Source organism: Citrobacter sp. C5_2 (genome assembly GCF_014596845.2).
Classification (GTDB): Bacteria; Pseudomonadota; Gammaproteobacteria; order Enterobacterales; family Enterobacteriaceae; genus Citrobacter; species Citrobacter werkmanii.
The window spans coordinates 2,278,019-2,290,163 of the sequence record NZ_CP115032.1 but is presented as its reverse complement, the minus strand read 5'-3'; the positions used below and the strand labels follow the sequence as shown (position 1 = coordinate 2,290,163).

13 protein-coding genes are annotated in these 12,145 nt (G+C 48.4%); 7 read left to right on the top strand and 6 right to left on the bottom strand.

The features are described 5' to 3' along the window. Positions 1-62: 62 nt before the first annotated feature. Genes ICA20_RS11170 through ycgZ form a run of 3 tightly spaced genes read right to left on the bottom strand, consistent with a single transcriptional unit; the run spans position 63 to position 918 of the window. Positions 63-329, bottom strand: coding sequence for a biofilm/acid-resistance regulator YmgB/AriR (locus tag ICA20_RS11170; protein WP_038641176.1), 267 nt, complete (start codon positions 327-329; stop codon positions 63-65). 34 nt (positions 330-363) lie between these two features. Further along, positions 364-636 carry a hypothetical protein gene (locus ICA20_RS11165; protein ID WP_038641178.1) on the bottom strand — a complete coding sequence of 91 codons (273 nt, stop codon included), beginning with the start codon at positions 634-636 and terminating at the stop codon, positions 364-366. Positions 637-681: 45 nt separating this feature from the next. Beyond that, a complete protein-coding gene (gene ycgZ / locus ICA20_RS11160) occupies positions 682-918 on the bottom strand; it encodes a regulatory protein YcgZ (RefSeq protein ID WP_038641180.1) in 237 nt (78 codons plus the stop codon). Between the two features lie 318 nt (positions 919-1,236). Between ycgZ and ICA20_RS11155 the strand changes: the two genes are divergently transcribed. The 7 genes from ICA20_RS11155 to ICA20_RS11125 all read left to right on the top strand — a co-directional run bounded on the left by ICA20_RS11155 (position 1,237) and on the right by ICA20_RS11125 (position 9,899). After that, on the top strand, positions 1,237-2,448 hold the full coding sequence (locus tag ICA20_RS11155; RefSeq protein ID WP_038641182.1) for a diguanylate phosphodiesterase: 1,212 nt from the start codon (positions 1,237-1,239) through the stop codon (positions 2,446-2,448). 222 nt (positions 2,449-2,670) lie between these two features. Continuing rightward, positions 2,671-3,402: a MerR family transcriptional regulator gene (locus ICA20_RS11150; RefSeq protein WP_038641185.1), complete on the top strand. Its 732-nt coding sequence runs from the start codon at positions 2,671-2,673 to the stop codon at positions 3,400-3,402. 309 nt (positions 3,403-3,711) lie between these two features. Then, entirely contained in the window at positions 3,712-4,242 is a 531-nt protein-coding gene (locus ICA20_RS11145; protein ID WP_038641187.1) for a spore coat protein U domain-containing protein, read from the top strand. A gap of 14 nt (positions 4,243-4,256) precedes the next feature. Next, positions 4,257-4,979, top strand: a complete 723-nt coding sequence (locus tag ICA20_RS11140; RefSeq protein ID WP_038641190.1) for a molecular chaperone — start codon at positions 4,257-4,259, stop codon at positions 4,977-4,979. A 55-nt stretch (positions 4,980-5,034) separates the two neighbouring features. Further along, a complete protein-coding gene (locus ICA20_RS11135; protein ID WP_038641192.1) occupies positions 5,035-7,320 on the top strand; it encodes a fimbria/pilus outer membrane usher protein in 2,286 nt (761 codons plus the stop codon). Between the two features lie 13 nt (positions 7,321-7,333). Beyond that, positions 7,334-8,302 carry a spore coat protein U domain-containing protein gene (locus tag ICA20_RS11130; RefSeq protein ID WP_038641194.1) on the top strand — a complete coding sequence of 323 codons (969 nt, stop codon included), beginning with the start codon at positions 7,334-7,336 and terminating at the stop codon, positions 8,300-8,302. A 322-nt stretch (positions 8,303-8,624) separates the two neighbouring features. Further along, a complete protein-coding gene (locus ICA20_RS11125) occupies positions 8,625-9,899 on the top strand; it encodes a Glu/Leu/Phe/Val dehydrogenase (RefSeq protein WP_038641196.1) in 1,275 nt (424 codons plus the stop codon). 49 nt (positions 9,900-9,948) lie between these two features. On the opposite strand, the gene ICA20_RS11120 is transcribed toward ICA20_RS11125, so the two are convergent. Genes ICA20_RS11120 through ICA20_RS11110 form a run of 3 tightly spaced genes read right to left on the bottom strand, consistent with a single transcriptional unit; the run spans position 9,949 to position 12,121 of the window. Next, positions 9,949-10,644, bottom strand: a complete 696-nt coding sequence (locus ICA20_RS11120; RefSeq protein WP_051594521.1) for a helix-turn-helix transcriptional regulator — start codon at positions 10,642-10,644, stop codon at positions 9,949-9,951. Between the two features lie 18 nt (positions 10,645-10,662). Then, a complete protein-coding gene (locus ICA20_RS11115) occupies positions 10,663-11,178 on the bottom strand; it encodes a fimbrial protein (RefSeq protein WP_038641199.1) in 516 nt (171 codons plus the stop codon). A 13-nt stretch (positions 11,179-11,191) separates the two neighbouring features. Continuing rightward, positions 11,192-12,121 carry a fimbrial protein gene (locus tag ICA20_RS11110; RefSeq protein ID WP_129694977.1) on the bottom strand — a complete coding sequence of 310 codons (930 nt, stop codon included), beginning with the start codon at positions 12,119-12,121 and terminating at the stop codon, positions 11,192-11,194. Positions 12,122-12,145: the final 24 nt, after the last annotated feature.

Below are 12,145 nucleotides of genomic sequence, written 5' to 3'. Positions count from 1 at the left end.
AGTATACAAATACTCAGCACATACTATGGATGCTGGAGCTTCATGATTATATAATAATTTTATTAGACGTCGTCAGCTGTATAGCGCAACACTATTTCCAGTGTTTTTCTGATGATATCAGCCTGAACAACATCTGTTGTCGATTCCAGGGAAGCGATTAGGCTTAAAATGATGTTTTTATTATTAACATTATCGCCAGCTAAAATCACATTTGTTACTGCCTGCCCCAATACAACGGATTCATCTGCTAATAGCTCACCGGCATTACGGAAGTAACTCGACAAAGCCTTATCTGCAATTGCTCTGTGAACATTCATTTCCTGAAGCATAGTCACCTCGCTTGTATAGTATGGAAAATGGTCTCTAATGTAATTTAGGCTTTTTACTGCCACTGAATACACTCTCATCAACAGTTCTTTCCGGTTTGGGGTTCATCCTTGCCGGATTAGAATCTGTGAAATCATGAATTATGCTGTCAATAAGATGTCTACGCCCGGCATCCACTTCACTTGCCTTCATAAGACGTAATTGCTTAATCAATGCGGGTAATGATATTACCGTGTTCATGCGCAAAATCTGTATAACAGCTAAACCTGTAATTTCGTGTTTCAAGCGTTCATGGTCAGTTTTCTTCATAACTACTTCACTACTTTCCCCATTTATATGTTTTAGGGTGTCCCTTTATTCGAAGAGCAGGCCGATTAGGGCATTGTAATGCTTCTGTTCGTCCTCACCAGATGCTTTTTCAAGACGGTTCAAAAGCTTGGCACAGAGTGACTTTCGGCTCAGGTTGCGTCCATCTTTTAGTATCTCAGTGACGATTTCTCCCAATGTTTCCTGCTGTGTAGGAAGATGCGCTTTTGCAAAGTAACGAGAAATTGCGTTTGCGGAATCAGTGAGAACTCTGTGCTGCTGCATATGTTGCTCCTGTAACAAAATGCTGATGAGTATTAAGTTTTATAACAGTAGCAAAGTTGTACCAAAAATGTGTACACGAAGATAAAGCAAATTTTAACATAAAGTGCTATATGATATTTTTCAATGAATTAGAGTGAAAATAAAAAGTTCAACCCCTCCTGGCACTGTACAGCCTTTGTTTCCCGGGAGCGGCTACGACGTCTGTATAGCCTTACACGTGTAAATTTATGGTTAAAATAATGTATTGAAAATCAGGACATAACCGCGTTTGTCTGATACTGTCCTTACCTCACCTCATCCCTTAATCCCGGACTGTCCATGCTCACGACCATTATTTACCGTAGCCATCTACGTGATGACGCCCCCCTCTGTGCGATTGAGGATATGGTGATGGCCGCAAATCTGAAAAACAGGCGCTCTGATGTTACAGGGATCTTGCTCTTTAACGGCCAGCATTTTTTCCAGCTGCTCGAAGGCCCAGAGGAGCAAGTGAAGGAGATTTATCGTTGTATCTGTAACGACTCACGGCACTACAATATTGTCGAGCTGATGTGCGATTATGCTCCTGCTCGCCGGTTTGGGAAGGTCGGGATGGAGTTATTTGATTTACAAAAACATGAACGAGCTGAGGTCTTACAAGCTGTACTGAATCAGGGGACGTCAAAATTCCAGCTCACCTATGATGACCGGGCATTGCAGTTTTTCCGGACATTCGTACTGGCAACGGAAAAATCGACTTATTTTGAAATCCCTGCTGCCGATTTCTGGGATTTTATTACCGATAAAAGTTATACAACCCTTAATGAAGCAGAGCTCGCGTCAAATACCGACTACACCTTTGCCTTTCAACCAATTATCGACCCTATGTCACAACGCGTTATCGCTCTGGAAGCGCTTATTCGTGGTAAAGATGGGGAAACTCCGGCAGCGTACTTTGACAAATTAAGCACGGAAGAGATGTACACAGCGGATCTGGAAAGTAAAAAGACGGCATTTGCCATGGCCAGCGCTCTGAATCTTGGTGAAAAAATGTTGTCAGTCAATCTGTTACCCATGACGCTGGTGAACAGACCCGACGCTGTTAACTTTCTGATTCATGAAATAGCCGCAAATGGACTGGTCCCTGAACAAATCATCGTGGAATTTACCGAGAGCGAAGTCATCTCCCGCTTTGATGCTTTTGCACAGGCGGTAAAATCACTTAAAGCGGCAGGGATTTGTGTGGCAGTTGATCATTTTGGCGCGGGTTATGCCGGGCTTTTACTTCTGTCTCGTTTCCAGCCGGACAGAATAAAGATCAGTCGAGAACTCATTGCTGATGTCCATAAAAGTGGCCCAAGACAGGCCATCATTCAGGCGATCATTAAATGCTGTACTTCACTTGAGATTCAGCTTTCAGCCGTTGGCATTGAAAAACCCGAAGAATGGATGTGGCTTGAATCCGCTGGGATCGAGCTTTTCCAGGGTAACTTATTTGCAGCAGCCTTGCTGAACGGTACCCCTTCTGTGGCATGGCCTGAGAGAAAATAAATCGCCACACAATAAATCATTAATATTCAATGGATTATGAAAGTCATTTGTTACCTCCCCCCTTTTCTGAGGTTAAAGCCAGCAATATTCTCACGCGTGATAGTAAAGTAAATCTTAATTTTGCTAGAATGCTCTGTATGTTTTGTACAATTTGATGCATGTTGTACAAAGTGACAGGAACCGCATATCGGTGACGGAGAATCAGGAGTGTTTGGGGGAACTATGGCTTATTACAGCATCGGCGACGTCGCAGAACGTTGCGGGATAAATCCTGTAACCCTTCGGGCATGGCAACGACGCTACGGTTTACTCAAACCTCAACGAAGCGAAGGCGGACACCGACTCTTTGATGAAGAGGATATTCAACGTATTGAAGAAATCAAACGTTGGATTAGCAATGGTACACCTGTCGGGAAAGTGAAAGCCTTACTGGAAACCAGTACCCGCGAAACTGATGATGACTGGAATCAATTGCAGGAAGAGATGATGAGCATTCTGCGGATGGCCAATCCGCCGAAGCTGCGGGCCAAAATGCTCTCTCTTGGCCGCGCGTATCCGGTCGATGCGTTGATTGACCGAGTCTACCTTCCTGTACGCCAGCGACTCATACTTGATCATAATACCTCTCGCATAATGAACAGCATGCTTGACGGTGCGCTGATCGAATATGTTGCGGTACTCCTGTCAGAAACGCGTCGCAAGTCAGGGAAAGATGCCATTCTGATGGCCTGGGATGTTGAAGACAGAACCCGTTTATGGCTTGAGGCCTGGCGCTTATCGCAATCCGGGTGGCATATCGCCATTCTTGCAGAGCCTATTGAAACACCACGTCCTGAGTTATTCCCCGGGCAAACGCTTTTCGTCTGGACCGGTACGGCGCCAACCAGACGACAAAATGAACTGCTGCAACACTGGAATGAGCAGGGATACAAAGTTATTTTCCACGGGCCTTAAGCCGACGGACGCCGTAAAGACAGAATGCGTTAATACGACCATTCAAAGCTTTCTTCCCCCCCCCTTCTGACCGCTGTACGCATGATGATCTTATCTGCCAGGAGCCTGCGGCATGGGTAGCAGAAAAAAAAACATACTCACTCATTGGTATTATTTTTTTGTAGGTGGCATCACCTTTTTCCTAAGTAAAATTTATTAGATCAACTGGCGGACGACTAATACTTATCCTAGGGTTAAATCATGTCTTCTTGTGCCACATTATTGTTTTTCTACAGTAATAAATGTGGTTATTTGAAAAAGGTTAAAGATATGGCTCTGGTCCTGGACAAACGCTTGATTCTTTTATGCTGCACCTTTTCCATTATTTCAGTGGCAAATGCAGCGACGACCAGTGGTACGTTTCAGGTATTGATGACGATTCAGAAGGCATGCACCGTTACCGCCGGTTCAGCTTCAAACATCACTCTTTTGCCTGTCAATTCTACAGCAACAAATACCAGTGCAAGTAATACCATTTCCATTAATTGTTCAAAGACTACCCCCTATTTTATTGGTCTGGCACCTTCAGCCGCCAATGGCGGAACGACGACAGGTTCTGGGGCAATGTCCTCCGTGGCTAACGCCGCCACCAATACGGATAAAGTGCCCTATCAACTGAACCGAACATCAGCAACAGGTCCTGTGTGGGGAAATACCGCCACTGACACCACGCAAGGAAACGGCGTGGCGGCGACGGGCACCGGCCAGGCGCAGACGTTTACTGTTTATGCCACCGCTCCGAGCGCCAACTTCACTCCTGACGACTATGCCGATACGGTAACAGTTAACGTTAATTACTAGCCTCAGGTAACCACATGAGAATAAAACTGCCTGTTCAGCAGTGTGCCTGCGCATGCCTGCTAGGGATGGTTGTGAGCGTAAAATTTGCTGCCGCCAGCGGGCTGCAAATAGCCCCCGTTACGTTAACCTTGCAAGCGACGCAAAACGCCGATGGTATCTGGCTTAGCAACGCAGGGGAAAATATGCTTAATGCCCAGGTTCGGGTTTTTCACTGGACTCAGAACGCGTATAGCGACAGACTCTCACCCTCTCAAGGACTGGTCATTAGCCCACCGATGTTGGCATTAGCCCCCGGAGAACGCCAGTTGATTCGCGTTATTCGCACAGGTCCGCCATCGACACATACTGAAGATGCCTATCGGTTATCAATTGATGAGTTGCCGCCAGCAAAAGTACAAAAAAATAAACTTCAGTTTGTATTGCATTATTCCGTGCCCGTTTTCATCCAACCGGTCTCAACAGCACCAGCAGAAGCAAAACTACAATGGAAATTGCAACAACTCAATGGCAAAAAATTTATTGAAGTCAGTAATCAGGGAAATGGGCATGCGCAATTATCTGCTGCAACCTATATAACCCCTAACGGCACTAAGAAAGTTATTACGCCGGGACTGTTAGGTTATGTTCTTCCAGGTTCCACAATGCGCTGGGTAGTCTCTCCGTCGGCCCGTGATACACATTACGGCGGGAAAGTTGAAGTAACAATCAATGGCCAAAAAACAGTACAAGATCTGTAAGAGATCCTGGTTTCTGGTGAGGTTTTGCTTTCTCAATGGAGTATTAATATCGGGAATGGTTTGTGCACAAACGCTGAATAATAATCTGAATGAAAAGAATGTTATTAATGACGCACGCCGACTCGCGGGTATCGATCTCTATCTCGATGTCACCCTGAACGGAAATCCCGTCGGGCTGGTACATTTTGGCTATGACAATGGAAAGCTCTATGCAGGCACAGACACTCTGCGACAAATGGGTTTCCGCTTTGCGCCAGATGCCATTGCCCCTGTCTGCCTGAACGATATCCCCCAACTAACCGTTGACTACAACGTTCAGTTGCAAACGCTCTCGCTCACCGCGCCATTAAGTTCACTCGACCTTGCTATCACTCAGCTTAACTCGCCTGTAACGCCTGCGCCGTCGGTGACAACATCACGCGGAGCGCTGCTTAATTACGATATATACGCCCAGCAGGGAGATGAAAGCGCAGTGAATACCTTTAGCGAACTACGCGCGTTTAATGCTTCAGGTGTGCTAAGTACAACCCAGTTGACGCAATACGCCAACGAGGAATATGCAGATAACAGCTTTGCGCGTCTTGATACCAGTTGGCGATCGTCATTTCCCGAAACCATGTTGGCAGTGACCATTGGCGATACCCTGACAAGTTCACTCATCTGGTCACGACCAACCCGCATCGGTGGTATTCAGATAGGAAGCGATTTTGGATTGCAGCCTTATATGCCAACTACCCCGCTCCCCGCATACCTTGGCTCAGCGACGCTACCCTCAAGCGTGGAACTGTATGTCGACGGCGTCAGGTACTACAACGGAGAAGTCCCTGCAGGGAGTTTCCAGATCAACACCATGCCCAATATCAGCGGCGCGGGGACGGGCCAGGTGATGATGACGGATGCGCTGGGCAGAACGAGTGTGCAAAACTTTTCGTTCTACAATGACCAACAGCTTTTACGGGAAGGATTAACAGCCTGGTCAGCAGAGTTGGGCATGGTACGCAAAAATTATGGTTACTCCTCATTTGAGTATGCCAGCGCGCCAGTGTTAAGTGGGACATGGCGTCGCGGATTCAGCAACACGTTCACGGCAGGTACTCATGCTGAAGCCAGCGATGGACTTATCAATACGGGATTCGGTAACGACTGGATCCCAGGGACCCGTAGCGGGACATTTTCTACCGCCCTGGCCGCAAGTACCGACTCAGGAACAAGCGGATTTCTGTACAGTTTTGGTTATCGTTGGTCCGGCGAACGCTTTAATTTCAGTACCAGTACCACCGCAACATCGGGCGATTATCGTGACGTTGCCACTCATTATGGCGAGCCGCCGCCCACGCTCAGCAGCAACACGGTAATTGGCTATTCGCTGGAAACTGCCGGTAACGTTAGCCTGAGCTATCTGCAGTTTCGTTATCCGCACGAAAACGCGGTGCGTTATGTCAACGCCAGTTGGTTTAAAACCATCACGGATAACATTTCACTCAATGCTGGGTTCAACCAGAATATTGATGATAACCGCGATCGCAGCCTCTATCTGATGGTGACGATAACGACTGAAAATAACCTGAGCGCCAGCAGCACCATACAACGCACCAACGATGAAACCGGCTACCAGTTCAATGCCAGCCGGACGCCACCTGCTGACGGCGGCTGGGGGTGGAATCTGGCAGCCAGTCAGCAGAGTTCCCGGCAAAGTGGTCAGGGTGAAGTAGGATTCCTGGGGCGTTACGGCAAAGCCTATGCGGGACTCAGCCGTTTACCGGATAACCATTACGGCTATGTGGGTGCCACCGGATCGCTGGTGTCCATGGGAGGCGGCGTGTTTGCAGCGCGAGAAATCAATAATGGTTTTGCCGTGGTTTCAACTGACGGTGTCCCCGATGTGCCGATCAAATTGCAAAATAACCTGATCGGTCGTAGCGACGACCAGGGTCTGCTGCTGGTCACCCCACTGAACAGTTATCAAAATAATTTGATCAGTATTGACCCGATGGATCTCCCCGCCAATATGCGGATCGCCCGCGTTGAAACAAATGCAACGCCTGCGGACCGTTCCGGTACGCTGGTTAGCTTCGGCATCACTCCCGTACGCGCCGCGCAGGTTATCCTCGTTGACGACCAGGGGAAACCAATTCCGGAGGGGAGTATGGCGTACGCCACCAGCGGAGCAGGACAATCGTCAGTCGTTGGCTTTGACGGCATGACCTGGTTCGACACTCTGGAGCACCACAATACGCTCCGCGTCGATACGGAGACGGGGAGATGTCGCGTGCAATTTGACTATCCCGCCTCAGCGAAAGGGATTGTACAAATAGGCCCGTTGGTTTGCCGGCCACAATAACAGGAGTACGCTCATGAGGTTAAGACAGCTATTACTCATCGCTGCCGTGCTCTTTTATCCGGCGATTAGCCCTGCGGTGACCTGTTCGGTGAGCAATGTCCAACCCATCAATTTTGGCCCGGTAAATCCGCTGTCAACCACCGGGACTACGTCAACAATGACGTTCAGCTACACCTGTACCAAAGAGCTTGGTGACACGCTGGCGGGGATCAATCTGTGTTTTAATATTGGCGCCTCGGCCGTCAGTGGTCAGGTGACACCCCGAAATATGTCGTTAAGCGGCAACCCGAGCAGAACGTTGACCTATCAGCTGTATCAGGGTGCCAATGGCACGAATGTCTGGGGTAGCCAATACCAGACGGGGACCACGTTTCCGATGGTGCAACTTAACTTGCTCAATCTCACGCCAGTCACTGGTTCACTAACGGTCTCTGCCCAGATAGTCACCCCGCAAACCGCAGCTGTACCAGGAAACTATCAGGATAGCTATACGACGGCGACAGCATTTGTCACGCTCAATCCCGGCCTGGTTTTGCCGCCCACCACCTGTGGCGATACCGTTGCCGCCAGGTTTCCTTTCACCGTATCAGCGGCTGTCAGCAAGCAATGCAACATCACCTCGGCAACTAATATCAGCTTTACGCCAACAAAGGCCACCGGACGTAATCTGACGGCTTCAAATACCGTAGGCGTCGCATGCTCTAATAACACCCCTTACACCATCGGTCTGCAACCCTCCAACGGGAATACGGCGGGTAGCGGTCAAATGACCGGGACGGGGACGAATGCCGATAAAGTCCCCTACCAGCTTAGCTCAACGCCAGGACCTTCCGGTACGGTCTGGGGCAATACAGCGCTCAATACCGTCGCGGGTAACGGCACGGGTACAACCACGGCGTACCCGGTTTACGCCACCGTTCCCAGCGCGAACTACACACCCGACAACTATGCCGATACCGTTACCGTTGTCGTTACCTATTGACGCCCCGCTAAAAAGCAATAAGGAAAATACATTTTATTATCATATTGTTTACTTTTAGAGGTGCGTCATAAATCTGACAAATTATGAATTTCACAACAAATGCATATTAACCCATTTTAAAAGCAAATATTTTCAATAAACACCACATTGAAAGTATAACTATTCAACAAACATCTAAAGCCCACACTAATAATACAGATAAACTGAGCTGGGCAAGCAGGCCGTCCTTTGAAAAAAATGTTAAATTTAGGTGTATATGGTGAGATTCACTGTATACCACGGCCAAATTAAGAACATATTACTTTTATAACTAAGGTTTATCATGGATAAGTTATCTTACGCTTCAGATAGCAGCACATCTGCCTGGAATACCTACCTGCAACAAATCGAGCGTGTGGCCCCTTACCTGGGCGAACTTTCCCATTGGGTGGATACCCTGCGTCACCCAAAACGCGCGTTGATTGTCGATATCCCGGTACAAATGGATGACGGGACTATCCGTCATTTTGAAGGGTATCGCGTGCAACATAACCTTTCCCGCGGTCCGGGCAAAGGCGGTGTGCGTTTTCATCCTGATGTTGATCTTAATGAAGTGATGGCCCTGTCCGCATGGATGACCATCAAATGCGCAGCATTGAATCTGCCGTACGGCGGTGCCAAAGGTGGTGTGCGCGTCGATCCGTTCTCACTGTCTGAAGGCGAACTGGAGCGTTTGACCCGTCGCTATACCAGCGAAATCGGCATTATTATTGGACCACAGAAAGACATCCCTGCGCCGGATGTGGGTACAAACGGTAAAGTGATGGCCTGGATGATGGATACCTATTCCATGAACCACGGCACCACCGTGACCAGCGTGGTCACCGGTAAACCTATTCACCTCGGCGGCTCGTTAGGCCGTGATAAAGCCACCGGTCGCGGCGTTTTTGTCAGCGGTCTGGAAGTGGCTCGTCGTGCCAATATCGACGTTGAAGGCGCTCGCGTCGCGGTGCAAGGTTTTGGTAACGTCGGCAGTGAAGCCGCCCGTCTTTTCGCGGCAGCTGGTGCACGCGTAGTCGCTATTCAGGATCACACCGCGACGCTGTTTAACGCTACCGGCATCGACATGTCCGCGCTGTCAGCCTGGCAACTGGAGCACAAACAGATTGCTGGTTTCCCGGGTGCTGAAACCATCGCCAGCGAGGCTTTCTGGAGCCTGGAGATGGACATTCTGATCCCTGCCGCGCTCGAAGGTCAGATCACCCGTCACCGCGCTGAAACGCTGACCTGTAAACTGATACTCGAAGGCGCCAACGGTCCAACCTATCCGGATGCCGACGACGTTCTGGCAAGCCGCGGTATTGTGGTTGTTCCTGACGTAGTTTGTAACGCCGGCGGCGTTACCGTCAGCTACTTCGAATGGGTTCAGGACATGGCAAGCTTCTTCTGGAGCGAAGAAGAGATCAACCAACGCATGGATAAAATCATGACCGATGCGATGGTGCACGTGTGGGAAAAAGCCGCCGAGAAATCCTGCTCTCTGCGTACCGCCGCCTATATTGTCGCCTGTGAGCGTATTTTGCTGGCACGTAAAGATCGCGGAATTTATCCAGGCTAAGCCCCCTAAGTAACCTTGAGCATAAGCCACTTGCGAAGCAGGTGGCTTTCTATCTGCAGCTCACCGGGATCATGTACAATTCTGCATCAGGTGCAACTGGCCGAGCTATTGTTTCTTCACTCGCTGCGGGTTTCTCTGCGCTGAAAACCCTCTTTTCCTGTGCAGCGATGAGGAATTGTAATAATTCGCAATCCGACCTCAACCTAAATTTGTTCATTAAGGCTCGACGGTGTGCCAGCACCGTTTTCTGACAAATATGCATATGCAAACCAATTTGCTTTGACGTGAGCCCTGACAATAATAAACGAATTAACTGATGCTGCTGCGCCGTGAATGTTTTATGTGGGCAACCTAAGCAAGAGCGCCCCTTATTGGTTAAATTTGCATTTTTCGCTAAGGACCAGTGATGTTTAATCACCGTCCCCATTTGACTGGCCGGAGTATCGTGAGGAATAAAAACAATATGGTTGATACATGAAGGCACTTCGCCACGCGCAGGAATATGCGCCCTGTCAATTAAACCCACAATAAGCCCTGGAGATCGGGTAAAGAATTCTGAATGGCAAAGATAATGTTCACCGGGGCTGAGCATTAAAATCATCACATCATCAGTTGCCCTATTTTTAGAGTCAAAATTCTGAATACTCAGCGTTTGCTGGGCCATTTCCAGTGAAAACATTTCTCTTAGTAATGCGATCAATCCCAATTTATACATATTGTCATCACAGCGGATGCTGATGTTCATTAAGGCGCCTGCTTTAGTTTATTGGTAGGTCATAGAAATAGTAATCGCAGAGTTGATGGTTCCAGGCGTTACCAGCCCTTGCTCACTATAGATTCTGGCGCGCAAACGCCATGTATAGCGCTGATTGGAAATATTTGCGGTTAATGATTTTCCGTCGCCAAGGGGCGCACCATCGCTCGCCTGTACCTGGATTGCTACGGGTGAGGCGGTACCGATATTCCGGTACATATCATTGGGATGGTCGCTATCGGCATTGCCGTTAAATAATACTGTTACACGGCTTGTCCCAGTTGGACACTGTTCAACACTTAATTCAAAAGCGACCCACGGCGTGGTCGACCCCGCGGTGTATAACGATGAAGCGGTGACAGATTGCCCGGGCGTTAAATCAACAGTTTTGGTCACACTGTCGCTGCTCACCTGACAGGGCGCGGTTTTGACATTGCCGTTGATGTTGAGCGTCACAGGATCACCCATCCCCCATGCAGGTGATGCGAGCATCATCACTATGGCCGTCCTTTTTCCAGGTAACATTATTTATTCCCTGTTATTGGTAAGTAATATTCAACGTCGCGGTTGCATTGGCGCTTCCCGGTCTGACGACCGGCTTAGTCTGGTAGTAACGCGCTATCAGCGGCAACGTTTCCTGCCCGCCAGTTGAACGCTTCAATACAATGCGATTATTCAGTTGCAACGGAACGTTGTTATAAAGTATTTGTATTCCTACCCCGTCTGCAGTTCCCTGCGTTCCCTGACCGTTCAGCGCCAACACGCTCGTATCGCTTGCCACATCGGGGTTCTGCGTACCCATGAGTTCCACGTTAATGTTGGCGGACGCATCGCAGTTAAGTCCAAGGTTCTGGCTATCGCTACGCGGCGGGTTAAACCCCGATTGGTTAGAGAATTCACTGGCATTAATGTCGCCAAGGTTAAAATTCAGCGTCTGGCTGGAAACAGAGCATGCTAATACCGTTACCTGAGTATTTGCATCCAGGGAAATTTGCGTAAAATAATTATCTGGTGTGATGAACCATCCCTGCATTATTACTCCCGGCGTTAAATACCCAGGGGTTATTTTCCCGGTTTTAATTAACATTACATCGTAAAAACCGAGATTATAAATGTAAGCCGTACCGTTGGATGGCAGCACAAAACTACCAGGTAAAACTGATACACGAATTCCCACACCATCGAGGTTAGTGTTAAATACATTATTTATTGGCGAGTTCGTTGCCGATAAATAATTAAACGTATAACCGCCACTGCATGACGTTGGCCTGTCGGGAGCATCCACTTCAAGCTTTGCATACCCGGAAAGTCTGGCTCGCGCAATTTCGCTACCTACCGGCGCATCGCGTTGCACAATAATATTCCCCATGGTAACTGTGCCAAATAGCGTCGCATTGACGGAACAATTATCGGCATAGCTCAAACCGGGGAGTAATAATAAAATACAGAGAACGTAAATTCGGTTCATCTTAATAGACTCAATAAATAAAGT